This is a genomic window from Streptomyces sp. PTL18, from assembly GCF_059510295.1.
Map to the genome: position 1 here is coordinate 235,979 of NZ_JCAJZO010000004.1, position 25,869 is coordinate 261,847.

Here is a 25,869-nt window from a genome sequence, read left to right on the forward strand (position 1 = left end):
GGCCCCGGCAGATCCAGGCCGGGGCCCCGCTTCGCGTCGTACGACAGCTTCCGGCGGGGCGAGGGTGCCGGGCGCGGCCCAGCGGGGCACGGGCACGGGCGCCGCGGGGCGGTCCCCGCCGGGCCGGTCCTCCGGCCGTCAGTCGTGCCACGCCCCCAGCTCCTCCAGCCTTGTCTGGAGGTGTTCGAACAGGGGCGGTGGGGCGGCGATCGTCAGCTCCGGGGATACCGGCTCGCCGGGGCGGCCGCCGGTGCGGGCGCCCGCCTCGCGGGCGATCAGGTCGCCCGCCGCGTAGTCCCAGGGGTTCAGGCCGCGCTCGTAGTACGCGTCCAGGCGGCCCGCCGCCACATCGCACAGGTCGATCGCCGCGGAGCCGCCCCGGCGGATGTCCCGCACCTCGGGGATCATCCGCCGGACCACCTCGGCCTGCCGGACCTTGCGCTCGGCGAGGTAGCCGAAGCCGGTGCCCACCAGGGCGAGGCCCAGCTCGGGCGCGGGGCGCACACGCGCGGGGCGGTCGTTGACGAACGCGCCTGCGCCCAGGACCGCCCGGAAGGTCTCCCCGCGCATGGGTGCGTGGACCACCCCGACGAGTGTCTCCCCGTCCTTGCGGGCCGCGATGGACACCGCCCAACTGGGCAGGCCGTACAGGTAGTTCACGGTGCCGTCGATCGGGTCGATCACCCATTGGACGCCGCTCGTGCCCTCGGCGCTGGCACCCTCCTCGCCGAGCAGGCCGTCGTCCGGGCGGCGGTCGGCGAGCAGCCCGGTGATCAGTTTCTCGGAGGCGATGTCCATCTCGGTGACGACGTCGATCGCGCTCGACTTGGTGGCGGCCACCCCGAGGTCGTCGGGGCGCCCGTCGCGCAGGAAGGCGCCCGCGCGCGCGGCGGCCTCCAGCGCGATCTCGAGGAGTTCGGCCTTCAGCCGCTCGGACGGTTCGAACTGCTCGGTCACGGTGCTCCTCATGCGTAGGGGCTGTCGGCGCCCGCCGCGGCGGGCTTGGGGGCACGGGCCGGGCAGCATCCGGCCGGACAGACGTCGTGGCTCGGGCCCAGGGCGCCGAGGGCGCAGGGGGTCACCTGCTGCCCGCGCTCGGTCCCGGCACGCTCGACGATCAGGTCACGGATCGCGGCGGCGAACCGCGGGTCGGCGCCCACGGTGGCCGACCGGCGTACCGGCAGCCCGAGCTCCGCGGCCTTCGCCGTGGCCTCCGTGTCGAGGTCGTACAGCACCTCCATGTGGTCCGAGACGAACCCGATGGGCGCCATCACGACCGCAGGGACCCCGGCGCCGTGCAGCTCCTCGAGGTGGTCGCAGATGTCCGGCTCCAGCCACGGGATGTGGGGTGCGCCCGAGCGCGACTGGTACACGAGCTGCCAGGGGTGGTCGACGCCGGTCCGCTCGCGCACCGCCCCGGCGATCAGCCGCGCCACATCCAGATGCTGCTCGACGTACGCCCCGCCGTCGCCGTGCCGGTCGGCCGGGCCGGAGGTGTCGGCCGCGGAGGTCGGGACGGAGTGGGTGCTGAAGGCGATGTGCGCACCGGCCCGTACCTCCTCGGGGAGGTTGGCGAGGGACTTCAGGACGCCCTCGATCATCGGTTCCACGAAGCCAGGGTGGTTGAAGTAGTGCCGCAGCTTGTCGACCCGCGGCAGCGCGAGCCCCTCGGCCTCCAGGGTCGCCAGGGCTCCGGCGAGGTCCTCGCGGTACTGACGGCAGCCGGAGTACGAGGCGTACGCGCTGGTGGCGAGGACCAGGATGCGGCGGTGGCCGTCGGTGACCATCTCGCGCAGGGTGTCGGTCACGTAGGGCGCCCAGTTGCGGTTGCCCCAGTAGATCGGCAGGTCCAGGCCGTGGTCGGCGAAGTCCTTGCGGAGGGCGTCGAGCAGGGCTCGGTTCTGGCCGTTGATGGGACTGACCCCGCCGAAGAGGAAGTAGTGCTGCCCCACCTCCTTCAGGCGCTCCTTGGGGATGCCCCGTCCCCGGGTCACGTTCTCCAGGAACGGGACCACGTCGTCCGGGCCCTCCGGGCCTCCGAACGAGAGGAGCAGCAGGGCGTCGTACGGGCTGGCGTCGAGTGCGTCGGGCATGTCTCCGATCCTGCCACCCGCCACCGACAACGTGGCGGGCCACCCGCCGCCGACGATTGCTGGGCGCATGTGCCGGGGCCGTGAGTATGATCCCCCTCCTACTGGTCGGAAACTTACGTACTGTTTCCGATCACGGCGCTGTTCGTTGCGGGCTGTTCGCGCACCTCGGTGATCACCACGGCCCTTGCCGAACGGCCGTACGGGCGTCACCGGCCGGGCAAGGCCGGATCCGCGGCGGGGAGGGTCCCATGAGCACCACAGTGAGCGGGAAGAGCGGCACGTGGCGTAACTGGGCGGGGAACGTCACCGCCCGGCCCGTACGGGCGGTCACCCCCGCTTCGGTGGAGGAGCTCTCCGCCGCTGTGCGGAAGGCGGCCGAGGACGGCCTCAGGGTGAAGGCGGTCGGCACCGGACACTCCTTCACGGCCACCGCCGCCACCGACGGCGTGCTGATCCGCCCCCAGCTGCTGAGCGGCATCCGCATCGATCGCGAGGCCGGCACGGTCACCGTCGGAGCGGGCACCTCGCTCAAGAGGCTCAACACCGCGCTCGCGCGCGAGGGGCTGTCGCTGACGAACATGGGCGACATCATGGAGCAGACCGTCTCCGGCGCCACCAGCACCGGCACGCACGGCACCGGCCGCGACTCGGGCTCCATCGCCGCGCAGATCAAGGGCCTCGAACTGGTGACGGCGGACGGCTCGGTGCTCACCTGTTCGGAGCGGGAGAACCCGGACGTCTTCGCGGCCGCCCGCATCGGCCTGGGCGCACTCGGGATCATCACGTCGATCACCTTCGCGGTGGAACCGCTCTTCCTGCTCACGGCACGCGAGGAGCCGATGCCGTTCGACAAGGTCCTCGACGACTTCGACGAACTGTGGGCCGAGAACGAGCACTTCGAGTTCTACTGGTTCCCGCACACCGGGAACACCAACACCAAGCGCAACAACCGCAGCCTGGGGCCCCGGCAGCCGGTCGGGCAGGTGAGCGGCTGGTTCGAGGACGAGTTCCTCTCCAACGGCGTCTTCCAGGCGGCCAACTGGGTCGGCCAGGCCGTTCCCGCGGCGATCCCGGCGATCGCCCGGATATCGAGCCGCGCCCTGTCGGCGCGTACGTACACCGACATCCCCTACAAGGTCTACACCTCCCCGCGCCGGGTGAGGTTCGTGGAGATGGAGTACGCCGTCCCGCGCGAGGCCCTGGTGGAGACGCTGCGGGAACTGAAGGCCATGGTGGACCGGTCGGACCTGCGCGTCAGCTTCCCCGTCGAGGTCCGTACCGCCCCGGCCGACGACATCGTGCTGTCCACGGCGTCCGGCCGGGACAGCGCCTACGTCGCCGTACACATGTTCCGCGGCACGCCCTATCAGGCGTACTTCACCGCCGCCGAGCGCATCCTCACCGCCCACGAGGGGCGTCCGCACTGGGGCAAGGTGCACACGCGCGACGCGGCGTACCTGGCCAAGGCCTACCCGCGCTTCGCCGAGTTCACCGCGCTGAGGGATCGTCTCGACCCGGACCGGCGCTTCGGCAACGACTATCTGCGCCGGGTGCTGGGGTCCTAGCCGTCCGGCCCGCGGCCCCCTGCGAGTTGAGGGGTGCTCAGGGCGGCGGCACCCTGAGCGAATCGTTCCGTTTCTGCCGGTCAGATGATGTACGCCACGTTTGGCAGCCACGAAAACGGCACACCGGACGGCCAACTCGTACCCCTTGCCAGAACTTGGGCGGCGTGCCGATCCACGCGCGTGGCCCGAATGGAGTACTGTTGCGAACCCTGGGTCCGGTCTCCCGCCAGGGCGTCCGGGGCCTTGCTGGACCGCCGGGAGGGGGCTAGTTGCACAGGGTGACGGAGTTGGTCACTTTGCGTTGCGAATAGGTAACCGTGCCATAACGGCGACCCAGGGCCCACGCCCGACACGCCGGGCAACTCGGCAAGGTTGTGGCAGGCTGCACCCGGGCAGGCCACACTCGACTAGCGGAAGCAGCGACGCACGTGACGTCGGCAGGCACCACCCGGGAGGTCCCCATGCCCGAACTGCGTGTCGTGGCCGTCTCCAATGACGGCACACGGCTGGTGCTGAAGGCTGCGGACAGCACGGAGTACACGCTTCCGATCGACGAACGACTCCGGGCCGCCGTGCGCGGCGACCGTCCCCGCCTCGGCCAGATCGAGATCGAGGTGGAGAGCCATCTCCGCCCCCGCGACATCCAGGCCCGTATACGTGCCGGCGCGTCCGCGGAGGAGGTCGCCCAGCTCGCCGGCATTCCCGTCGACCGCGTTCGCCGCTTCGAGGGACCCGTCCTGGCCGAGCGCGCCTTCATGGCCGAGCGGGCCCGCAAGACACCCGTGCGCAGGCCGGGCGAGAACACCGGCCCCCAGCTGGGCGAGGCCGTCCAGGAGCGGCTGCTGCTGCGCGGCGCGGAGAAGGACACCGTCCAGTGGGACTCCTGGCGCCGCGACGACGGCACCTGGGAGGTGATCCTGGTCTACCGGGTGGCGGGCGAACCGCACTCGGCGACCTGGACCTACGACCCGCCCCGGCGGCTCGTCCAGGCAGTCGACGACGAGGCGCGCTCGCTGATCGGCGAGTCCGACGACCTCGCGGCGCCCGAGCCGAGTTACCCCTTCGTGCCACGGATCGCCCGTCTGCCCCGCGAGGGCCGGCTGGACCGCGGCGCGGAGCGGCAGACGGACCGTCCCGCGCTGCCCGCGCAGGCGTCCGAACCCTTGGAGGAGAGCACCGGGGAACGCGACTCGCTCACCAGTCTCCTGGAGGCGGTGCCGAGCTTCCGCGGCGACCTGGTGGTGCCCGAACGGCCCGTCGAGGAGCAGGAGGAGCCCGTCCAGGAGCCCGCGGCGGAGGAGCCTCCCGCGGCCTCGGCCGGGTCCGCGTACGCGGACGTTCTCATGCCGCGCTCGGTCGGCAGCCATCGCGACCGGCTGATCGGCGCGACGGACCGCCAGGCCGAGGCGGACGGTGTCCGCCCGGGCCGCAGGGCGGCGGTTCCGAGCTGGGACGAAATCGTGTTCGGTACGCGCCGCAAGAAGCAGGAGTAACCGGTCCGGAGCCGGACTTGGGGGATCGGGCCCTTGTGGGATCCGGCCGGAGCCGGACCGGTGGGCGGGGTGCACGTCATGGCGGCGCACACCCCGCCGCCGCGGTCACTGCGGGTCGGGGCCCACTGCCACGGGGCGGCTGCCGTCCGACGACCACTCCGACCACGAACCCACGTACAGAGCGGCCGGGATGCCCGCGAGCGTCAGCGCCAGCACCTCCTGGGCGGCGGAGACGCCCGAGCCGCAGTACACGCCGACCTCGGTTCCCTCGGTGGCGCCGAGGGACTTGAAGCGCTCGGCGAGTTCTTCCTGGGGCAGGAAGTGGCCTGTTTCGGCCAGGTTCTGCGCCGTCGGCGCCGACACCGCGCCCGGAATGTGCCCGCCCATCGGGTCGATCGGCTCGACCTCGCCCCGGTAACGTTCACCGGCCCGCGCGTCCAGGAGCAGCCCCGTCCGGGCGAGCGCCGCCGCGCCGTCCGCGTCGAGCAACGGCAGCGCGCCCGGCACGGGCCGGAAGTCGCCCGGCTCGGGCGCCGTTTCGATCCCGGAGGCCAGGGACCCCTCCCAGGCGGGCAGACCGCCGTCGAGTACCCGCACGTCCGGATGGCCGGTGAAGCGCAGCAGCCACCACGCGCGCGCCGCGGCCCAGCCCGGCCCGCCGTCGTACACCACGACCGGCCGGTCCGCGAAGACACCGGCGGCCCGCATCGCCGCACCCAAACGCTGCATGCCGGGCAGCGGATGCCGGCCCTCCGGCCCCGGCGGACCGGCGAGATCGGCGTCCAGGTCGACGAAGACGGCGCCCGGGATGTGCCCTTCCGCGTACGCGGCACGGCCGTCGTACGGAGCGGCGCCGGCCGCCGTCGCGGTGCTCAGCTGCCAGCGGATGTCCAGGAGCGTGGGCGGCCGCGCTCCCGCCAGTTCGCTCGCGAGTTCGGATGCGGAGATGATGGCCTTCATGCCCCCATCCTCGCGCACGGGGTGGCCCTGTCGCCCAGCTCCGGCTAGTCTGCTCCGCCGGACAGGTTCGATCACCCCCTGTACGCGATCGGGTACATCCCGTACAGTCGACGGACCGCACACGGCGACACACCGCGACGCGCGACCACCGTCCCATTCGAGCCCCCTGCGGCCGGAAGGCGCCACAGCGCACGGCGCGGCCGGAGCCCGTGGTGCGACCGGTGGTGCGACCATCGGCACTGACCGTGCACGCGCGCCCACCCTGCACAGCTGCACGCCGCGGAAGCTGAACGGCCACCACGAAGGGCCGAGGAGAGAATGACGATGATCGAGGCACCGGGGTCGGCGGGACTGACCGGCACGGCGCACGAGAGACACGCGCCCGGCACACCCTGCTGGGTGAGTCTGATGGTGCACACCATGGACGCGACCCAGGAGTTCTACCGGGCGCTGTTCAGCTGGGAGTTCCACCCGGAACCGCGGCGATTCGGGCCCTATGTGCGGGCCCTGCTGCACGGCCAGGAGGTGGCGGGCATCGGTCTGCTGCCGCCGGACCGCCACCTTCCGATCGCCTGGACGCCGTACCTCGGCTCGTACGACGTGGACGCGACCGCGGAGACGATCCGCAGCTGTGGCGGCACCGTCGGGGTCGGCCCCCTGGACGCCGCCGAGGCCGGGCGGCTGGCGATCGCCTGCGACCCGGCGGGCGCGGTCTTCGGCATCTGCCAGGCGGCCGGTCATCTCGGCACGGGCCTGACGGGCGTCCCCGGCGCCCCCGTCTGGAACGAGCTGTTCACCTACGACACGGAGAGCGTCGCCACGTTCTACCGGACCGTCTTCGGCTACGAGGAGGAGCCCGCGGCCGCGGGCCCCGACCGCCGCACCCTGCGCGTGGAGGGGCGTCCGGTCGCCGCGATCCACGGCGTCGGGTCCGACCTGCCGCGCGACCGGGGCCCGCACTGGATGACGTACTTCCAGGTGGAGGACGCCGACGCGGCCGCCGGGAGGGTCACCGAGCTCGGCGGGCACGTCGTGCGTCCCGGCTGCGACAGCGCCCTGGGCCGTACGGTCACGGTCGCGGACCCGGAGGGTGCGACGTTCTCGGTGGTGAGCCCGCTCGACTGAGCCTGCCTCTGACGGGTGAATCGCCGGGGCGTCAGGTGGACGGCACCGGCAGGACGTCCGGGGAGAGGGCCGCCGCGCGGGCGGCGGCCGCCGTCATACGGCGCCGGTGGTGGCGGCGGCACAGTACCTCGTAGCCGATCTCGTCCGCCGACTGGTTCACGTCGCCCACGACGACCTGGGCTCCCTCGACCACCATCTCGCCGCCCACCGTGCGGGCGTTGTGCGTGGCGCGGGCGCCGCACCAGCACAGCGCCTCCACCTGGAGGACCTCGACCCGGTCGGCCAGCTCCACCAGCCGCTGGGAGCCGGGGAAGAGCTTGGTGCGGAAGTCGGTGGTGATGCCGAAGGCGTAGACGTCGAGGCCGAGGTCGTCGACCATGCGGGCCAGCTGGTCTATCTGCCCCGGTGCCAGGAACTGCGCCTCGTCCGCGATCACGTAGTCCGCTCGCCCGCCCTGGGAGAGATGGTCGACGACGTGGGCGTACAGGTCCTGCCCGTCGGCCACCTCCACCGCGTCGGTGACCAGACCGAGGCGGGAGGAGAGCTTGCCCTCGCCGGCCCGGTCGTCGCGGGTGAAGATCATGCCCACGAGGCCGCGCGCGGAGCGGTTGTGCTCGATCTGCAGAGCCAGTGTCGACTTCCCGCAGTCCATCGTTCCGGAGAAGAAGACCAGCTCGGGCATGGGTGGTTGAGGCCTTTCGGGCGGCGCGGAGGCGTACGGGACGTCAGGAGCGTACTGGGCGCGCGGGACGCGCCGCGCTCAGGTGGCGGTCGGATGTACGGTCAGGTGCGGACTTCCAGCAGGGGCACCAGCTGTTCGACGGCCGTCATCGAGCCGTGGTTGCCGACCATGGCCGATTCCTTCGGCTCCCGCTCCGAGGCGATGATCAGCACGTCGTCACGGGCCGCCGCGACCACGTCACCGATGCGTGCGTGGACGCGGTCGTCGATGTGCGGGCCGAACCAGCCCGCCGCGATCGCCTCGTCCCGCGAGGCGACCCAGAACTGCTCGCCGAGGACCTCGCGCCAGCAGGTCAGGACGTCGTTCTCGGCGCCCGGCAGCGCGTAGACGTGTCGTGCTCGCCCCTCGCCGCCCAGCAGGGCGACGCCGGCGCGCAGCTCCCAGTCCTCGTCGAAGTCGATGCGGTGCCGCTCGTCGAACGGGATGTCGAGCATGCCGTGGTCGGCGGTCACGTACAGGGCGGTGCGCGGCGGCAGTTGCTCGGCCAGGCGCTGGACCAGCCGGTCGACGTGCATGAGCTGGCCGCGCCAGGTGTCGGAGTCGACACCGAAACGGTGGCCGGCACCGTCCAGCTCCGAGTAGTACGTGTACACCAGGGCGCGCTCCCCGACGGCCAGTTGCTCGGCCGCCAGGTCCATGCGGTCCTCGCCGGTCAGCTTCCCGTGGAACGTTCCGCCGCTGAGCGCGACCTTGGTCAGCGGGGTGTTCTCGAACGCCGGGGAGGACACCTGGGCGGTGTGCACACCGGCGTCGTGGGCGAGCCGGAAGACGGTGGGGTACGGCTGCCAGACCTGCGGCGCGGTCCACGGCTGCCAGCGCAGCTGGTTCATCAGCTGCCCGGTCTCGGGGTTGCGCACGGTGTAGCCGGGCAGGCCGTGGGCGCCCGGGGGCAGACCGGTGCCGACGGAGGCCAGTGAGGTCGCCGTGGTCGCCGGGTAGCCGGCGGTGATCGGCCGACCGGTGCCGCCGCGGGAGGACGCCAGGAGCGAGGTCATGAAGGGCGCGTCCGCGGGGTGCGCCTTCAACTGCTCCCAGCCGAGCCCGTCGATCAGGAAGACGCAGTTGCGGTCGGCGGCGGTCAGTTCCGGTATGGCGGCGCTCTGGCCGGGCACCCCCATGCCCGCCGCCAGGGTGGGCAGGAGGTCGGCCAGCGAGCCGGAGCCGTACTCGGGGACGGGCGCGGAGCCGAGGGCCAGCGGCTCCGGGTGGTCGGCCCAGGCGGGAAGTGCCATCAGCGGGAATCGTCCGCGGTCGCCTCGGAGAGGGCCTGCGCGAAGGCGAGCGCCTGGCGCACCGTCTCCGGGCCGTCCCCGGCCTCGCTGACCCGCAGGCTGAGGTCGTCCGCCGTCGAACTGCCCGTGTAGCCGTGGTCGGCCTCGCAGTTGGGGTCGCCGCAGGCGGCGGGTTCCAGGTCGATACGGGAGACGGCGCCCCAGCCGATGGTCAGGACGACCTCGCGGGGCAGCGTGCCCGGTGTGTACGACTCCGGGTTGGCGACGACGCGGCTGAGCACGACCGACGCGATCCGGCCGAGCTTCACGGATTCCGTCGAGGTCGTCGCGTACGGCGTCGGTGAGGTGTCGTCCGCGGCCTGCTCATCGGTGTGGCTGACGATGAAGCGGGTGCCGGTGAGGACCAGCACGGTCACGTGCCGGCGCACCTCGTTGGCGTCGAAGGTGGTCTCCTGGTGGACCAGGTACGACCGGATGGGCTCGCCGCCCACCGCGGCTTCCACCGCCTCGGCCACGAGCGCCGGGTAGTAGCCGCTGCGCTCGATCGCCGTGCGCAGCCCCTGGGTCGTCGTACTGGTCTTGGCCATGGGGTCCATCCTACGGGGGGACACTGACTCGGAGGCACCGCTCGCCGCCCCTCAGTACACGGGGAGCCTGCGCGGGCCGAGGTCGTCGCGCGCGGGCGGGGGCGCTAGGCGGACGGTGGCGCCCAGCACGCTCAGGCCGCGCGGGGCGACCACTATGGGCTCCAGGGTGACCGCGACGACCTCCGGATGGTCGTCGACCAGCCGCGACACGCGCAGCATGAGCTCTTCGAGGGCCGGGGTGTCCACGGGATCGGAGCCGCGCCAGCCGAACAGGAGCGGGGCCGTCCGGATCGACCGGACCAGAGAGGTGGCGTCGCGGTCGGTGACCGGAATCAGCCGGTGTGCCATGTCGCCGAGCAGCTGGGAAGCGGCCCCGGCGAGCCCGAACGACAGGACGGCCCCGGCCGCCGGATCGATGACCGTCCGTACAAAGGTGTCGACGCCGCGTGGTGCCATCCCCTGCACGACCGGCCGCAGCTCCTCCGGCCTTCCGAACAGGGACGTCAACTCGGCGTACGCCCGCCGCAGTTGCTCCTCGTCGGCGAGGTCGAGGCGTACGCCACCGAGGTCGGCACGGTGGCGCAGATGCGGGGCGGTGGCCTTCAGGGCCACCGGGTAGCCGATCGTGCGGGCGGCCTCGGCAGCGGCCTCGGGGGTGGGAGCGGGCAGCGCCCTTCGGACGCGGATGCCGTAGCGCGCGAGCAGGTCGCAGGTCTCCTCGGTGCCCGGCGTGAGCCCCTGGCCGCGTGCGAGCAGGTGGTGGATCAGCTCGGCGGCGCCCTTCTCGTCGATGTCGTCGAACTCGGGGACCTTGCCGGGCTCGGCGGCCTCCCGCTGCCACTGCGCGTACCTGACGGCTTCGGCGAGGGCCCGGACGGCGCGCTCGGCGGCGGGGTAGGCGGGGATGAGGCGGGAGTCGGGCGGTGCCTCGGTCGCAGGCGGCCGTACCGCGTCCGCGACCTCGTTCTGCAGCCGTTCTGCGGTGCCGGCCCGGGGCCCCGTGCTCGCGGCGGCGGACAGTGCCTCCGCCAGCCCGCCCAGTTCCACGTGCACCACGAGAACGGGCTTGGCAGGAGCCGCCGCAGCGGCGGACCGCAGCGCCTCGGCCAACTCGGCGTCCCCCGGGGACGTCTCCCCCACCGCCGGTATCGCCGTCACGACGACGGCGTCGCAGGAGTCGTCGGCCAGCGCGCCGACCAGCGCCCGGTGGAAGTCCTCGGCCGACGCCTCCGTCGTGAGGTCCAGCGGCGGTGAGGGCCGCAGGCCCTCCGTGAGACAGGCGTCGTACGTCAGCAGCCCCAGCGACTCCGAGTTCCCGAGGATCGCCACCCGGGGTCCGGTGGGCAGCGGCTGGCGGGCCAGCAGCAGGCCTGCGTCCACCAGTTCCGTGATCGTGTCCACCCGGATCACCCCGGCCTGCCGAAGCAGTGCGGACACCGTGGCGTGCGGCAGCCGGGTGGCCCGTACCGCATGCCCCTGCGGCGCGCCCCCGTGCCGGGCGCCCTGCACCACGACCAGCGGTTTGGACTCCGCCGTACGCCGGGCGAGGCGGGTGAACTTGCGCGGGTTGCCGATGGTCTCCAGGTACATCAGAGCCACGTCTGTGTCCGGGTCGTCGTACCAGTACTGGAGCACGTCATTGCCGGACACGTCCGCCCGGTTCCCCGAGGAGACGAAGGTCGAGACGCCCGTGACCCCGGTCACACCTCCACCGCGCCGGTGCAGCCGTGACAGCAGGGCGATGCCGATGGCGCCGGACTGGGCGAACAGCCCTATGCGCCCGGGGCGCGGCATCTCGGGGGCGAGGGAGGCGTTGAGCCGGACCTGCGGCGAGGTGTTGATGATCCCGAAGGCGTTCGGCCCGATGATCCGCATGCCGTACGACCGCGCCTGCCGCACCAGCTCGCGCTGCCGCTGCCGCCCCTCGGGCCCGCTCTCCGCATACCCGGCGGAGACGACCACGAGCCCCTGCACCCCGTGCTCGCCGCACTCGGTGACGACCTCGGGGACGTGTTCGGCGGGCACGGCCACGACGGCGAGATCGACCGGTCCGGCGATCTCGCGGACAAAGCGGTGCGCGGGGATGCCGTCGAGTTCCTTCCGGTCCGCGGCGAACGCCCGGTTCACGGCGTACAGGCGGCCGGTGTACCCGCCGTCCCTGAGATGGTCGAGAACACTGCGGCCCACTCCCCCGGGCGTACGGCCGGCACCGATCACGGCGACCGCGCCGGGTGCCAGCAGCCGCTGCACGGACCGCGCCTCGGCCCGCTGCTCCCGGGCGCGCTGCACGGCCAGCGACCGGTCGGTGGGCTCCAGATCGAACTCGAGGCGTACGACACCGTCCTCGAAGCTGCGCTTCTGCTGGTACCCGGCGTCGGTGAACACCTTGATCATCTTGTTGTTTGCGGGCAGCACCTCGGCGGCGAACCGGCGGATGCCGCGCTCCCTCGCCACCGCCGCGATGTGTTCCAGCAGGGCGGAGGCGACACCGCGTCCCTGGTGCGCGTCCTGCACGAGGAAGGCCACCTCGGCCTCGTCGGCGGGCGCGGAGGCGGGCAGGCCGTCGGTGCCGATGCGGTCATAGCGTACGGTGGCGATGAACTCGCCGCCGACCGTGGCCGCGAGTCCCACCCTGTCCACAAAGTCGTGGTGCGTGAAGCGGTGGACGTCCTTGGCGGACAGGCGAGGGTACGGCGCGAAGAAGCGGTAGTACTTCGACTCGTCCGAGACCTGCTCGTAGAAGCTGACGAGGCGCTCGGCGTCATCGACGGTGATGGGCCTGATGCGCGCGGTGCCGCCGTCGCGCAGCACCACGTCGGCCTCCCAGTGGGCGGGGTACTCGTGCCGGTCCGACGGGCTCTGCATGGGCCCAAGAGTAAGGCTCGCGTCCGTAGGCGGCGCGGGGCAGGCTGAGGAGACCACGCCCGGCCCGCAGGAGGACGTCACGAAGCCCTCCCGGGTGGGCCTCACATATGGAAAACTGGTCTAGACAACCCTGGAACACCTGAAGGGCAGCAACACATGGCTGAGCGCCGCGTCAACGTCGGCTGGGCCGAGGGCCTCCATGCCCGCCCCGCCTCCATCTTCGTCCGGGCAGCCACGGCCTCCGGCATCCCGGTGACCATCGCCAAGGCCGGCGGCACCCCCGTCAACGCCGCCTCCATGCTGGCGGTTCTGGGCCTCGGCGCCCAGGGCGGCGAGGAGATCGTCCTGGCCTCCGACGCGGAGGGCGCGGACGCCGCGCTCGACCGCCTGGCCAAGCTGGTCGCCGAGGGTCTCGAGGAGCTCCCCGAGACCGTCTGACCCTTCGGGAAGCAGCACCCTGCTTCAAGCCGCGTCGCCGTGACCGGCGACGCGGCTTCTGCGGCGTGCCGGACCCCGCGCGAGCGGTACGCGGACGCCGCAGGGGCGAACGGCACAGGGGCAAACGGCACCGGACACGAACAGCCACGGCTTGAAACGACTCCGCGTCCGCTGGGAACGACTCCCGCACAGCACCTGCCGGTCCGGGACCGGCTTGCGGCCCGGGTACCTGAACCGCAAGGGCCGGGCCGAAGCAGCCTGGTGGTCACCTGGAAGGCAGGCCACTTGTCACAGACGCCCGGTGCCTTTCGATCCCTCACCTCGTGGTCCGCCGGCGGCTCGGGCTCGACGGCCGTACCGACATGGCGTGACGGCGCCGGTCACGAGGACGCGCATGCGCCATCTCCCCGGGGTGGCGCGAACCGGAAGCGCGTCACCAGGGCACCTCTCCCTCGTCGTCGAAGAAGCGGCCCGTCGGCCCGTCGGCCGATACGGTGGCCAGCCGGATCGCGACGGCTGCGCCCTGCTGGGGGGTGCGCACTCCCCGGAAGCCGTTGAGGTCGGTCGCCGTGTAGCCGGGGCAGACGGCGTTGATCAGGATGTGGGTGTCGGCCAGTTCCTTGGCGTACTGCACGGTGACGGCGTTGAGGAACGTCTTCGACGGAGCGTAGGCGATGGCGATGGGGCCCGTCTCGGCGCCGGGCGTGGTCTGGAGTGTGAGGGAGCCGACGCTGCTGGAGACGTTCACAATCCGCGGCGACGGCGAGCGGCGCAGCAGAGGGAGCAGGGCGTTGGTGACGCGGATGACGCCGATCACGTTGGTCTCCACGGCCGCCCGTACCCGGTTCACGTCGACCGTGGTGGGCTCCTGCGGTCCGCCGCCGGTGATCCCCGCATTGTTGACGAGCGCGTCGAGCCGCCCGGCCCGCTCCTCCATCAGTCGAGCCGCCGCTGTCACGCTGGCGTCGTCGGTCACATCCAGCGGCACGCCGAACGCGTCGGCTCCGGCCGCGCGCAGCTTGTCCACGGCGGCCTCGCGCCGTTCCTCGTTCCGCGCGCCGATTCCGACGGACCATCCGAGGGCGCCGAGCCCGGCGGCGATCTCGTACCCGATGCCCTTGTTGGCCCCGGTCACCAGCGCGACCTTGTGGTGGTTCACGGTGTTCGTCTCACTCATGACATCGATACTTCTCCCCCGCCGGGCAGGGCGTCCAAGACCGACTGGGTGGACGGCGATACCGCCCGGGTATCGCCCCTGGCCGTCCCGGTTAGGCTGGCGGGGTGGAGACACGTGAGCTGCGGTACTTCGTCGCGGTCGCCGAAGAGCTGCACTTCGGCCGGGCCGCGCAGCGGCTCGGGATCGCCCAACCGCCGCTGTCGCGGGCGATCGGCGGGCTCGAACGGCGCCTGGGCACCCTCCTGCTGGAGCGCGGCAGCCGGGGTGTCACGCTGACCGGGGCAGGGGCGGTGCTGCTGCGGGAGGCGCGGGCGGCGCTGGACGCCGTCGCGGCCGCCGAACGGCGCACCCGCCGGGCCGCCCTCGCGGCGGCCGGCCGGCCCGCCGTGGTCCTGGCCGCGAAGGCGGGTGCCTCCGGTGAACTGCTGGCGAAACTCCTCGACGCCTACGCCGCCGAGCCCGGCGCCGTCGCCGTGGACGTCGTGCTGTGCGGACCGGGCGAGCAGGCACGGTTGCTGCACGACGGCCGGGCCGACGTAGCCCTGCTGCATCGGCCATTCGACGACACGGCCGGCTTCGACACCGAGGCCCTGCACTCCGAGGGTCAGGTCGCGATCCTCCCGGCGGGTCATCCTCTCAGCGCCCGCCCCCACGTGCGGCTCGCCGAGGTCACCGACCTTCCCGACCTGCCCCTGCCCCGCTGGCCTCGCCCTGACGGCACCTTCCCGGACGGCCCCGGACCGCAGGTGCGCGACCACACGCAACTCACCCAGCTCATCGCCCTCGGCCGCGCCTGCGCGGTCGTGCCGGAGTCGGGCCGCACCGGCCTGCGCGAGGACCTCACCGCCGTACCGGTCCCCGACGCCCCCCACGTCACCACGGTCATCGCCTGGCCCCCGCACAGCCGCTCAACGGCGGTCGCGGGGCTGGTCCGCGCCGCCACTGCCCTGTGACCGGCGGCGGTGAACGCGGGGACACCGTGCTGGATTTCGGGGACAGCGTCCGGTCTGCCATCAGTTCCCGACACATCGTGCGGTACGAGGTGACCGGCCTGCACCGGCGTTGAGGGGACCGGCCTGCACCGGCGTTGCCGGAACCACAGCCAGGTTCCGATGCGAAGTGACAACAAGCCTGCCTCGGTGACACCTGTCGCGCCTCGGCTCACCACCAGGACCGATCACCTCATGGTGTGAGGCGTTCTTGTTCAGCAGCGCCCGAATGAAGTCGTCGCGACGCGCCGAAATGACGCACCAAAGTTTTCGGAGGTGCGCAAAAAAGGCAGCCGAAAACAGGCCCCGCCGGATATCCCTCTTTGTATACGGTGCCCGTGTTAATGCCGGAGCGCGGAGATGTTTACGCCGTGTTGCGAAGTCCTCACACGTTCCGGGCGGTCCGGACCGCCCGGAAAGCGGAGCCGGTGCGCGGACGTCGAGCGTTCCGTGTGCAGCGCCGTGATCGCCCGCGCGCGCTCGCTGTCGCCGCGTGCGACGGCGTCCACGATGCCGCCGTGCTCGGCCCAGGACTCCGCGGGGTCGGCCGGCGCGTCGACCGTGTACGTCCATGTGATCTTGTGCCTCAGCTGTGCGAGCGTCGAGGTCAGCGCGGGGCTCCCGCAGGCCTGCGCCAGCGTCTCGTGGAACCAGCCGCCCAGAGAGCGCAGATCCTCGCTGTTGCCCCTCCTGGCCCGCTCCTGGCCCAGTCTGACCAGGCCGCGCAGCACCTTGAGGTGGGCCTCGGTGCGCCGCTGCGCGGCCCGCGCGGCTCCGAGCGGTTCCAGCAGCATCCGCATCTCCAGCAGGTCGGCGGCCTCCTGTTCGGTGGGCTCCGCCACGCACGCGCCCGCGTGCCGGCGGGTCACGACGAAGCCCTCGGCCTCCAGGGTGCGCAGCGCCTCGCGCACGGGGACACGGGAGACGCCGTAGCGCCGCGCGAGGAGTTCCTCGGTGAGCCGGCTGCCGCGCTCGTAGACACCCGCGACGATGTCATCGCGGATCGCCGTGCAGACCGAGTGCGCCGGAATACGCATGACCGACCTCCGCCTTAATCCCCGTGAAACGTACGCGATTGGCGCGTGTTCAACCGACTCTATTGCAGCGGACCAAAATCTCCGACGGGGAGCTGAAATCCATGCATATTTTTTGGACACACAGCCGTTCGAAAGCCCACGACGGCCCCGGCTGATCAGCCGGGGCCGTCGGGTGCGGGCGCGCCCGTCGCGGGCGCGGGCCGTCAGACGTTCACGCCGTGCGCGCGGAGGTAGGCGACGGGGTCGATGTCCGAGCCGTACTCGGGAGTGGTACGGGCCTCGAAGTGCAGGTGCGGTCCCGTGGTGTTGCCCGTGGACCCGGAGAGGGCTATCCGCTGGCCGGGGGTGACCCGCTGCCCCACGGAGACGCCGATGGACGACAGGTGGCCGTACTGGGTGTAGGTGCCGTCGTTCATCCTGATGACGATCTGGTTGCCGTACGCACCGCCCCAGCCGGTCCGGACCACGGTGCCGGAGCCGACGGCGTGCACGGGCGTGCCCGTGGCGGCGTGGAAGTCGATGCCGGTGTGGGCGCCGGAGGACCACAGGGAGCCGCCGGTCTTGTAGCCGGTGGACACATAGGAGTCGGAGATCGGCGGCACGAACGTGTTGAGTCGCCTGCGCTCGGCGTCGCGTGCGGCCCGCTCCTTGGCCTCCCGCTCCTGCCGGGCCTTCTCGGCGGCCTTCCTGCGCGCGGCCTCCTCGGCCTGCTTCCGCTCGGCGGCCTGCTTCTGGACGGCGGCCTGTGCGTCGATCTTCTCGGCGACCGAGTCACCGAGGGTGACGGCCTGGAGCAGTCCGGTCTGTTGGACGGGGGCGCCGGCGGCCAGGGCCGGGGCGGCCAGGGTGCCGAGGACACCGGTGGTGGTGAGCGCGGCGACGCCGACGGCGTTCGCAGTCGTACGCTTCACACGGCTGGGGGGACGGTGCTTCCCGGTGGCGCAGGTGAACGCCATGAAGTGGCTGGTCCTTTCCTTCCCTCTCGCCTACCGGGTTAGCTGACGGGTTCGGAGCAGGAAGGTCTCCTACGGGCTTGCGCCCGATTCACCCCAGGGACTGTGGTTTTGGGTCCCCGGCTCCCCTGGCTCGCGCCGTACGGGGACTCGGCGATGACTGTCCGCTGCCGCGGGTGCGGCGCACTGCCTGACGAACAGCCCGAACGAAGCTAAGGGGACCGGCTTTCAATCAGCAAACAGAGAACGGGGTTTGTAGCGCATCCCACAGGGCAGAGAGGCAACCTCTGTGGCAATACGGACAAACCCGCCGACGGGCGGGGCCCCGATGACACGGAAGGTCACCGGGGCCCCCGGGACGGCGCGAGAAACGCGCGCGTGCGTGCTTTCTACTCGGCTGCGACGACGCTGACTTCACCGATGCCGAGCGCCTCGACAGGCTCCTTGATCTGGGCGGCGTCGCCCACCAGAACGGTGACCAGGCGGTCCACGGGGAACGCGTTCACCACGGCCGCGGTGGCCTCGACCGTGCCCGTGGCGGCCAGCTCCTGATACAGCGTCGACTGGTAGTGGTCCGGCAGGTGCTGCTCGACCTGGTCGGCGAGCGTGCTCGCGACGGCCGCCGCCGTCTCGAACTTCAGCGGTGCCACCCCCACCAGGTTCTGCACGGCGACATCGCGCTCGGCGTCCGTCAGGCCCTCGGCGGCGAGCGTGCGCAGCACCTTCCACAGGTCGTCGAGCGCCGGGCCGGTGTTCGGCGTGTCGACCGAGCCGCTGATGGCGAGCATCGCGGCGCCCGTGCCGTCGGGCGCGGAGCGCAGCACCTGGCCGAAGGCCCGCACCCCGTAGGTGTAGCCCTTCTCCTCGCGCAGGACGCGGTCCAGGCGGGAGGTGAGGGTGCCGCCGAGGCAGTACGTGCCGAGCACCTGGGCGGGCCACACGCGGTCGTGGCGGTCGGGCCCGATACGGCCGATGAGCAGCTGTGTCTGGACGGCGCCGGGACGGTCCACGATGATCACGCGGCCGGTGTCGTCGGCGGTCACCGGGGGCACCGGGCGCGGCTTGGATGGCTCCCCCGTCCAGGCGCCGAGAGTGTCGTCGAGGAGCGCGTCGAGATCGATCCCGGTGAGGTCGCCGACCACGACCGCGGTGGACGTCGCCGGGCGCACATACCGCTCGTGGAACGCGCGGACGGCGGCGGCGTCGATGTTCGCGACCGTCTCCTCGGTGCCCTGCCGCGGGCGGGACATGCGCGAGGCCGCCGGGAACAGCTCCTTGGAGAGCTCCTTGGCGGCGCGGCGGGCCGGGTTGGCCGTCTCGTGCGGGATCTCGTCGAGGCGGTTGCGCACCAGGCGTTCCACCTCGCTGTCCGCGAAGGCCGGCGACCTGAGAGCGTCGGCGAGCAGCCCGAGCGCCTTGGGGAGGCGGGAGACGGGCACCTCGAGGGAGAGGCGGACGCCGGGGTGGTCGGCGTGCGAGTCGAGGGTGGCGCCGCAGCGCTCCAGCTCGGCGGCGAACTCCTCGGCGGAGTGCTTGTCGGTGCCCTCGGAGAAGGCGCGCGCCATGATCGTGGCGACGCCGTCGAGGCCGGCCGGCTCGGCGTCCAGGGGGGCGTCGAGGAGCACCTCGACGGCGACGACCTGCTGGCCGGGGCGGTGGCAGCGCAGCACGGTCAGGCCGTTGTCGAGCGTGCCGCGCTGGGGCGCCGGGAACGCCCAGGGCCGGGCCTCGCCGGGCTGGGGCTGCGGGTGGAAGTCCATGGTCGCGAGCTCGGTCACTTCGCCGACTCCTCGGTCTCGTCGGTGGTCTCGGCTGCTTCCGGGGCCTCGGTCGCGACCGGTTCGTACACGAGCACCGCGCGGTTGTCGGGGCGCAGGCGGGCCTCGGCGATCTCCTGCACCTCCTCGGCGGTGACCTCCAGCACGCGCTTGACGGCGGTCAGAGCGAGTTGCGGGTCGCCGAACAGCACGGCGTACCGGCACAGTTCGTCCGCCCGGCCGGCGACCGTGCCGAGCCGGTCCAGCCACTCGCGCTCCAACTGGGCCTGGGCGCGCTCCATTTCCTCGGCCGTCGGCCCCCGCTCGGCGAACCGGGCGAGTTCCTCGTCGATGGCGGCCTCGATGACGGGCACCTCGACGTCGCCGGAGGTCTTCACGTCCAGCCAGCCGAGGGAGGGTGCCTCTGCGAGCCGCAGCAGGCCGAACCCGGCGGCGACGGCGGTGCGGTCGCGGCGGACGAGACGGTTGTAGAGGCGGGAGGACTCGCCGCCGCCGAGGATCGTCAGCGCCAGGTCGGCCGCGTCGCACGCACGTGTGCCGTCGTGCGGCAGCCGGTAGGCGGCCATCAGGGCGCGCGCCGGGACCTCCTCCTCGACGACCTCCCGCAGCTCGCGGCCGATGACCTCGGGCAGCGAGCCGTCACGCGGCTGGGGCTTGCCGTCGTGGGAGGCGATGGACCCGAAGTACTTCTCGATCCAGGCGAGGGTCTGCTGGGGGTCGATGTCGCCGACGACGGACAGCACCGCGTTGTTCGGCGCGTAGTAGGTGCGGAAGAACGCGCGCGCGTCCTCCAGGGTGGCCGCGTCCAGGTCGGCCATCGACCCGATCGGCGTGTGGTGGTAGGGGTGGCCCTCCGGGTAGGCGAGCGCGGTCAGCCTCTCGAAGGCGGTGCCGTAGGGAACGTTGTCGTAGCGCTGGCGGCGCTCGTTCTTCACGACGTCCCGCTGGTTCTCCATGGACTCGTCGTCGAGCTCGGCGAGAAGGGAGCCCATGCGGTCGGCCTCCAGCCAGAGGGCGAGCTCCAGCTGGTGGGCGGGCATGGTCTCGAAGTAGTTGGTGCGCTCGAAGCTGGTGGTGCCGTTGAGCGAGCCGCCCGCTCCCTGCACCAGCTCGAAGTGGCCGTTGCCCTTGACCTGGGCGGAGCCCTGGAACATCAGGTGCTCGAAGAGGTGGGCGAGCCCCGTGCGCCCCTGGACCTCGTGGCGGGATCCGACGTCGTACCAGAGGCACACCGCCGCGACCGGGGTCAGGTGGTCCTCGGAGAGCACCACGCGCAGGCCGTTGGCCAGGCGGTGCTCGGTCGCTGTCAGGCCGCCGGAGCCTGCCTCGGCTGTGGCCGTGTGACCCATGGGCATGTATGTCCCTTCGATCGCGGAAGCTGTCGCGGAAACCCGCGGTTTCCTGCCGGTCCTGTCACTGTATGCAAGCGTGCCGACCGGTGGCGAAGTTCCCGGGCGACGTACGCCGAGAGCGAGACCACGATTACGGGGTGTGGGGGAGGCTCGCCGTTGACGCGGCGGGGAACGGTGGTGATCGTCGGCTCGGGCCGGGGCGGTGACGAGCGTCGGCGGGCCGGTGCACAGTCCCCTGGGACGGGCCCTGCTCCGCGTTGTCGGTGCCTCGGTCCACAATGGTCGGCGTCAGATTCGTTTTCTTGCCCAGCACAGACGGTGAAGGAGCCGGCAGCGATGGCCCGCCGCAGCACGAAGACCCCGCCACCCGACGACTCGTACGAGGAGAGGATCCTCGATATCGACGTCGTGGACGAGATGCAGGGCTCCTTCCTCGAGTACGCCTACTCGGTCATCTACTCAAGGGCCCTGCCGGACGCCCGCGACGGACTCAAGCCGGTGCACCGGCGGATCGTCTACCAGATGAACGAGATGGGCCTGCGCCCCGAACGCGGCTATGTGAAGTGCGCCCGCGTCGTCGGCGAGGTCATGGGCAAGCTGCATCCGCACGGCGACGCGTCGATCTACGACGCCCTGGTGCGCATGGCCCAGCCCTTCTCGATGCGGGTGCCGCTGGTCGACGGCCACGGCAACTTCGGCTCGCTGGGCAACGACGACCCGCCGGCCGCCATGCGGTACACCGAGTGCCGGATGGCCGAGGCGACGAGTCTGATGACCGAGTCGATCGACGAGGACACGGTCGACTTCGCGCCCAACTACGACGGCCAGGAGCAGGAGCCGGTGGCCCTGCCTGCCGCCTTCCCGAACCTGCTGGTCAACGGCTCGTCGGGGATCGCGGTCGGTATGGCGACCAACATGCCGCCGCACAACCTGCGCGAGGTGATCGCGGCCGCCCGCCACCTGATCAGGTATCCGAACGCGGATCTGGACGCCCTGATGAAGCACGTCCCGGGCCCCGACCTGCCCACCGGCGGCCGGATCGTGGGCCTGCCCGGGATCCGCGACGCCTACGAGACGGGCCGCGGCACCTTCAGGATGCGGGCCACGGTCTCCGTGGAGAACGTGACGGCGCGCCGCAAGGGCCTCGTCGTCACCGAGCTGCCCTTCATGGTCGGCCCCGAGAAGGTGATCGCCAAGATCAAGGACCTGGTGGGTTCGAAGAAGCTCCAGGGCATCGCCGACGTCAAGGACCTCACCGACCGGGAGCACGGCCTGCGCCTGGTCATCGAGATCAAGAACGGCTTCGTGCCGGAGGCGGTCCTGGAGCAGCTCTACAAGCTGACGCCCATGGAGGAGTCCTTCGGCATCAACAACGTGGCCCTGGTGGACGGTCAGCCGCTGACGCTGGGTCTCAAGGAACTGCTCGAGGTCTACCTGGACCACCGCTTCGACGTGGTCCGCCGCCGCTCGGAGTTCCGCCGCGGCAAGAAGCGCGACCGTCTGCACCTGGTCGAGGGTCTGCTGACGGCGCTGGTGGACATCGACGAGGTCATCCGTCTGATCCGCTCCAGCGACAACTCCGCGCAGGCCAAGGAGCGCCTGATGCGGCGCTTCTCGCTGAGCGAGATCCAGACGCAGTACATCCTCGACACGCCGCTGCGCCGCCTCACCAAGTACGACCGCATCGAGCTGGAGGCGGAGAAGGACAGGCTCAATGCCGAGATCGAGGAGCTGACCCGGATCCTGGAGTCGGACGCGGAGCTGCGCAAGCTGGTTTCGAACGAACTGGCCGTGGTGGCCAAGAAGTTCGGCACCGACCGGCGCACGGTGCTGCTGGAGTCCTCCGGTGTCCCGGCCCCGACGGTCCCGCTGCAGGTCGAGGACGCCCCCTGCCGGGTGCTGCTGTCGTCGACCGGCCTGCTGGCGCGCACCGCGAACAACGACCCGTTCGCGGAGGACACCGACGGCAAGCGCGCCAAGCACGATGTGATCGTCTCCGTCGTCCCGGCGACGGCTCGCGGCGAGGTGGGCGTGGTGACGTCCGCCGGGCGACTGCTGCGGGTGAACGTGATCGACCTTCCGCAGCTGCCGGAGACGGCGACGCGCGCGAGCCTGTCCGGGGGCGCGCCGGTCTCGGAGTTCCTCTCCCTGACCGAGGACGAGACGGTGGTGTGCCTGACCACGCTGGACGAGTCCTCCCCCGGTCTCGCCCTCGGCACGGAACAGGGCGTGGTCAAGCGCGTGGTCCCCGACTACCCGGCGAACAAGGAGGAGTTGGAGGTCATCACTCTCAGGGAGGGCGACCGGATCGTCGGCGCGGTGGAGCTGCGCACGGGCGAGGAGGACCTGGTCTTCATCACGGACGACGCCCAGTTGCTGCGCTACCCCGCCTCCCAGGTCCGCCCGCAGGGCCGTCCCGCGGGTGGCGTGGCGGGTATCAAGCTGACCGAGGGCGCCAAGGTGATCTCGTTCACGGCGGTGGACCCGGCGGCCGACGCCGTGGTCCTCACGGTCGCCGGATCGCGCGGCACGCTGGACGACTCGGTGCAGACGACGGCCAAGATGACGCCGTTCGACCAGTACCCGCGCAAGGGCCGCGCCACGGGCGGCGTGCGATGCCAGCGGTTCCTGAAGGGCGAGGACTGCCTGTCGTTCGCGTGGGCGGGCGCGGCCCCGGCCCGGGCCGCACAGAAGAACGGCACGCCGGCCGAACTGCCCGAGATCGACCCGCGGCGCGACGGCTCGGGTGTGTCGCTGCCGAAGACGGTCGCGGCGGTGGCGGGGCCGGTGTAGATCAGTCCTCGAGAACGGCGGGGTCCGCGGGGGCCCCGGCGGTCTCCTTGTCCTGCACATAGCGGAGGACGCCCCACATGCTGTGCTCGTCGGCGTGCGGGGCGTCGTCCGTGCACGCCTGGAGTTCCTTGTCCAGGGCGGCGGTGTCGATACCCGATCCGATGAGGACCAGCCGGGTGAGCCGCTCGTCGCCGGCCTGCCGGGGCTCCGGGTAGAACCTCAGGAACCGCCCCACGGCGTGCACGGCGTACCGGTTGCGCGGATCCGCCGGGCCGAAGTCGACGTACCCCTTGATCCGGTACAGGCCCTCGGGACGGCTGTCGAGGAAGTCCAGCAGACGGCGGGGGTTCATGGGCACGGCGGAGCGGAAGGACAGGCTGTCGTAGGCGGTGTGCAGATGCGCCTGGTGCGCGTCGTGGTGCTCGTCCTGCCGGGGGATGTCGTCGAAGGACAGCTGCCCGATGCGCTCCTCGGCCGGCCGGCAGTCGAAGAGGAACTCCGGGGCGATGCGCCCGTAGGCGGCCGGGACGACGGCGGCACGGTCGGCGAGCGAGCGCACCAGCCGCAGGACCCGCTCGCTGTCCTCGGCCCGGTCCGTCTTGTTGACGACGACGAGGTCGGCGAGGGCCAGATGGCGGTCGAGTTCGGGATGCCTGTCGCGGGTGGCGTCGAACTCGACGGCGTCGACCACCTCGACGAGTCCGCCGTAGACGACGCGCGGCTGCTCGCTGGCGAGCACCATCCGCACGAGTTCCCGGGGTTCGGCAAGCCCGCTGGCCTCGATGACGATGACGTCGGTGCCGGCCGAGGGCTGGGCAAGACGGTCGAGGTAGAGGTCGAGTTCGCTCGCGTCGACGGCACAGCACAGGCATCCGTTGCCGAGGGAGACGGTGGAGTCCCCGAGCGCCCCGGCGACGGCCATCGCGTCGATCTCGATGGCTCCGAAGTCGTTGACGACGGCCGCGATGCGGCTGCCTGCGCTGTGGTGGAGGAGATGGTTGAGCAGGGTGGTCTTGCCGGAGCCCAGGAATCCGGCGAGTACGACGACCGGAATCTGCTGCGGACTCGACGACTGGGTCACTGTGCGCCCTTTCTCACACCCGTGCGTGCGCCGGCGCGCGGATCGGCGGGCGTGCGGGGACGGCTCGCGGACCGGCTCGCGCCGAAGCGGGTCGGCTCTCGTACCAGGACTGATTGCCGACCCAGGATACGAGTGCGGAGAAACCAGCCTCCTCTCCGCCTCCCGGCCGATCAGAGCCGCTCGGCACCCTGGGAGACGGCAAGCGCGCCGCCCATCGCTCGCGGGTCCCCACCCGTCGACCCGCACCCGTCGACCGGCGGACGGTCGCCTGAGTCGGGGTTGGCATGGTCACACAGAGGCATGGGACAGGGCCCTGTTCTCCCGAAGCTACGGGAAGTGACAAGTAGCTCTCTGTGATCGGAGTGACGCCCGGTCAGGGAGCGCGAGGTTCTGGCCGCCGGTGGACACCCGCGCGTAGCCGATGAGGATCTCGGTGCGGTGGGCGGGCTCGGCGACGAGGAGGTCGAACGGGTCGGGCTCCGAGGGGATGCTCACGCCCGGGATTCCGACAGAAAAGGGTGTCTCGTGGTTCTTGAAACACCTTGGTTTTCGAAGGACTTCTTGAAGGTTCTGAGGGGTTGTCGGGCGGTCCGCCCACCAGTCTTCAGTAAACGATGGTTTTTCGACGGAAGGGAGTGCACTGCCAGGCACCTTCCGGTGTGCTGGAGAACAACCCGGCTGCTCCGTGCCGAACCGGGGTGGCGGCGGGCCATGACCCGCCGCCGTCCGTTGTGGCGTCTTAGTGGAATTCGCCTGCGTGTTCCTCGCACCACTGGCGGAAGGTCCGCGGGGCGATGCCGGTGAGGTTGGTGATGTCGTCGCTGATGACTCCGGCGCGTCCGGCGCGGAACAGCTCGTTGAGGTTCTGCACGGCGGCGGCCATCTCGGGTGGGGTGCCCTGCTCGATGCTCCGCTGGGCGAACTGCTCGGGGGTGACCGGCACGAACTCGATCGGCCGTCCCAGGACGTCGGCGAGGATCTCCACCTGCTCGCGGGCGGTGAGCGCCTGCGGGCCGCCCAGGATGTAGGCGCGGCCGGCGTGGCCGTCCCGGGTGAGGGCGACGGCGGCGACGCGGGCGATGTCGAAGGTGTCGACGGGCACGGTCTTGCCGGGGTCGCTCGCGTCGTAGACGCGGCCTTCGTCGCGGATCGTGGGCAGCCACCACGTCGCGTTCGACATCAAGGTGTTGGCGCGCAGGTAGGTGACGTCGAGCCCGGAGTCGCGGAAGACCTGGTCGCGGGCGGCGATCCTGGATCCGATCATGGGCAGCGGTTCCAGGACGGTACCGATGGAGGACAGCACCACGATCTTGCGCACTCCGGCGGTGCGGGCGGCCTTGATCATGTTCTCGGCCTGTGCGGGCAGCGGGGCGAGCTGCATGAAGAAGACGCCGTCGACACCGCGGGCGGCCTCGGTCAGGCTCTCGGCGTCGTCCAGGTCGCCGACGGCGATGTCGACGCCGGCCGGGATCAGTTCGGCGCGCGAGGCACCGCGGACCAGGGCCCGCACGTGGTGGCCCTGCTCGTGGAGCTGGGTGACCAGGGCCCCGCCGACGTTTCCGGTGGCTCCGATGATGAGGAAGGAGGACATGACGGATCCTTTCGGGAT

21 protein-coding genes and 1 riboswitch are annotated in these 25,869 nt (G+C 71.7%); of the genes, 6 read left to right on the top strand and 15 right to left on the bottom strand.

The genetic code is table 11. From position 1 onward, the window contains the following. Positions 1-138: 138 nt before the first annotated feature. Both AC5WS8_RS10125 and AC5WS8_RS10130 read right to left on the bottom strand, forming a co-directional pair. Positions 139-969 (bottom strand): inositol monophosphatase family protein, encoded by an 831-nt coding sequence (locus tag AC5WS8_RS10125; protein ID WP_496102980.1) that lies wholly within the window; start codon positions 967-969, stop codon positions 139-141. Beyond that, positions 966-2,093, bottom strand: coding sequence for a ferrochelatase (locus tag AC5WS8_RS10130; protein ID WP_496102981.1), 1,128 nt, complete (start codon positions 2,091-2,093; stop codon positions 966-968). Before AC5WS8_RS10130 ends, AC5WS8_RS10125 begins: the two co-directional genes overlap by 4 nt. A 248-nt stretch (positions 2,094-2,341) precedes the next feature. On the opposite strand from AC5WS8_RS10130, the gene AC5WS8_RS10135 reads away from it, so the two are divergent. After that, positions 2,342-3,658 carry a D-arabinono-1,4-lactone oxidase gene (locus AC5WS8_RS10135; RefSeq protein ID WP_496102982.1) on the top strand — a complete coding sequence of 439 codons (1,317 nt, stop codon included), beginning with the start codon at positions 2,342-2,344 and terminating at the stop codon, positions 3,656-3,658. A 461-nt stretch (positions 3,659-4,119) separates the two neighbouring features. Next, positions 4,120-5,151, top strand: coding sequence for a septation protein SepH (gene sepH, locus AC5WS8_RS10140; RefSeq protein ID WP_496102983.1), 1,032 nt, complete (start codon positions 4,120-4,122; stop codon positions 5,149-5,151). 105 nt (positions 5,152-5,256) lie between these two features. On the opposite strand, the gene AC5WS8_RS10145 is transcribed toward sepH, so the two are convergent. Then, the gene (locus AC5WS8_RS10145) at positions 5,257-6,111 is read right to left on the bottom strand and encodes a sulfurtransferase (protein ID WP_496102984.1); all 855 of its coding nucleotides are present in this window, start codon (positions 6,109-6,111) and stop codon (positions 5,257-5,259) included. Positions 6,112-6,435: 324 nt separating this feature from the next. Here AC5WS8_RS10145 and AC5WS8_RS10150 point away from each other — a divergent pair, with 324 nt between their 5' ends. Then, a complete protein-coding gene (locus tag AC5WS8_RS10150) occupies positions 6,436-7,236 on the top strand; it encodes a VOC family protein (protein ID WP_496102985.1) in 801 nt (266 codons plus the stop codon). Positions 7,237-7,267: 31 nt separating this feature from the next. Here AC5WS8_RS10150 and AC5WS8_RS10155 read toward each other — a convergent pair whose 3' ends face one another. From AC5WS8_RS10155 to AC5WS8_RS10170, 4 genes are all read right to left on the bottom strand, one after another. After that, positions 7,268-7,918, bottom strand: a complete 651-nt coding sequence (locus AC5WS8_RS10155; protein ID WP_496102986.1) for a thymidine kinase — start codon at positions 7,916-7,918, stop codon at positions 7,268-7,270. A gap of 101 nt (positions 7,919-8,019) precedes the next feature. After that, positions 8,020-9,210, bottom strand: a complete 1,191-nt coding sequence (locus AC5WS8_RS10160) for an alkaline phosphatase family protein (protein WP_496102987.1) — start codon at positions 9,208-9,210, stop codon at positions 8,020-8,022. After that, positions 9,210-9,797 carry a DUF5998 family protein gene (locus AC5WS8_RS10165; RefSeq protein WP_471432974.1) on the bottom strand — a complete coding sequence of 196 codons (588 nt, stop codon included), beginning with the start codon at positions 9,795-9,797 and terminating at the stop codon, positions 9,210-9,212. Before AC5WS8_RS10165 ends, AC5WS8_RS10160 begins: the two co-directional genes overlap by 1 nt. 51 nt (positions 9,798-9,848) lie before the next feature. After that, positions 9,849-12,662: a bifunctional acetate--CoA ligase family protein/GNAT family N-acetyltransferase gene (locus AC5WS8_RS10170; RefSeq protein ID WP_496102988.1), complete on the bottom strand. Its 2,814-nt coding sequence runs from the start codon at positions 12,660-12,662 to the stop codon at positions 9,849-9,851. A gap of 156 nt (positions 12,663-12,818) precedes the next feature. On the opposite strand from AC5WS8_RS10170, the gene AC5WS8_RS10175 reads away from it, so the two are divergent. After that, complete coding sequence (locus tag AC5WS8_RS10175) at positions 12,819-13,100, top strand: HPr family phosphocarrier protein (RefSeq protein WP_103844608.1); 282 nt, start codon at positions 12,819-12,821, stop codon at positions 13,098-13,100. Positions 13,101-13,533: 433 nt separating this feature from the next. On the opposite strand, the gene AC5WS8_RS10180 is transcribed toward AC5WS8_RS10175, so the two are convergent. Beyond that, on the bottom strand, positions 13,534-14,277 hold the full coding sequence (locus AC5WS8_RS10180) for an SDR family oxidoreductase (RefSeq protein WP_496102989.1): 744 nt from the start codon (positions 14,275-14,277) through the stop codon (positions 13,534-13,536). A 104-nt stretch (positions 14,278-14,381) separates the two neighbouring features. Here AC5WS8_RS10180 and AC5WS8_RS10185 point away from each other — a divergent pair, with 104 nt between their 5' ends. Continuing rightward, entirely contained in the window at positions 14,382-15,230 is an 849-nt protein-coding gene (locus AC5WS8_RS10185; RefSeq protein WP_496102990.1) for a LysR family transcriptional regulator, read from the top strand. Between the two features lie 377 nt (positions 15,231-15,607). On the opposite strand, the gene AC5WS8_RS10190 is transcribed toward AC5WS8_RS10185, so the two are convergent. From AC5WS8_RS10190 to AC5WS8_RS10205, 4 genes are all read right to left on the bottom strand, one after another. Then, a complete protein-coding gene (locus AC5WS8_RS10190; protein ID WP_496102991.1) occupies positions 15,608-16,303 on the bottom strand; it encodes a GntR family transcriptional regulator in 696 nt (231 codons plus the stop codon). Positions 16,304-16,506: 203 nt separating this feature from the next. Then, positions 16,507-17,259: a M23 family metallopeptidase gene (locus tag AC5WS8_RS10195; RefSeq protein ID WP_496102992.1), complete on the bottom strand. Its 753-nt coding sequence runs from the start codon at positions 17,257-17,259 to the stop codon at positions 16,507-16,509. A 12-nt stretch (positions 17,260-17,271) separates the two neighbouring features. Continuing rightward, positions 17,272-17,422: riboswitch (cyclic di-AMP (ydaO/yuaA leader) on the bottom strand. A gap of 223 nt (positions 17,423-17,645) precedes the next feature. Beyond that, positions 17,646-19,034 carry a M16 family metallopeptidase gene (locus AC5WS8_RS10200; protein ID WP_496102993.1) on the bottom strand — a complete coding sequence of 463 codons (1,389 nt, stop codon included), beginning with the start codon at positions 19,032-19,034 and terminating at the stop codon, positions 17,646-17,648. Beyond that, entirely contained in the window at positions 19,031-20,389 is a 1,359-nt protein-coding gene (locus AC5WS8_RS10205) for a M16 family metallopeptidase (protein ID WP_496102994.1), read from the bottom strand. The genes AC5WS8_RS10200 and AC5WS8_RS10205 overlap by 4 nt, the downstream gene beginning before the upstream one ends. Positions 20,390-20,722: 333 nt before the next feature. On the opposite strand from AC5WS8_RS10205, the gene AC5WS8_RS10210 reads away from it, so the two are divergent. Further along, positions 20,723-23,179, top strand: a complete 2,457-nt coding sequence (locus AC5WS8_RS10210; RefSeq protein WP_496102995.1) for a DNA gyrase/topoisomerase IV subunit A — start codon at positions 20,723-20,725, stop codon at positions 23,177-23,179. 1 nt (position 23,180) lies between these two features. On the opposite strand, the gene AC5WS8_RS10215 is transcribed toward AC5WS8_RS10210, so the two are convergent. The 3 genes from AC5WS8_RS10215 to AC5WS8_RS10225 form a co-directional block, all read right to left on the bottom strand. Continuing rightward, on the bottom strand, positions 23,181-24,260 hold the full coding sequence (locus tag AC5WS8_RS10215; RefSeq protein WP_496102996.1) for a CobW family GTP-binding protein: 1,080 nt from the start codon (positions 24,258-24,260) through the stop codon (positions 23,181-23,183). A gap of 327 nt (positions 24,261-24,587) precedes the next feature. Next, a complete protein-coding gene (locus AC5WS8_RS10220) occupies positions 24,588-24,755 on the bottom strand; it encodes a hypothetical protein (RefSeq protein ID WP_496102997.1) in 168 nt (55 codons plus the stop codon). A 244-nt stretch (positions 24,756-24,999) separates the two neighbouring features. Then, the gene (locus AC5WS8_RS10225; protein ID WP_496102998.1) at positions 25,000-25,851 is read right to left on the bottom strand and encodes an NAD(P)H-binding protein; all 852 of its coding nucleotides are present in this window, start codon (positions 25,849-25,851) and stop codon (positions 25,000-25,002) included. Between the last annotated feature and the right edge of the window lie 18 nt (positions 25,852-25,869).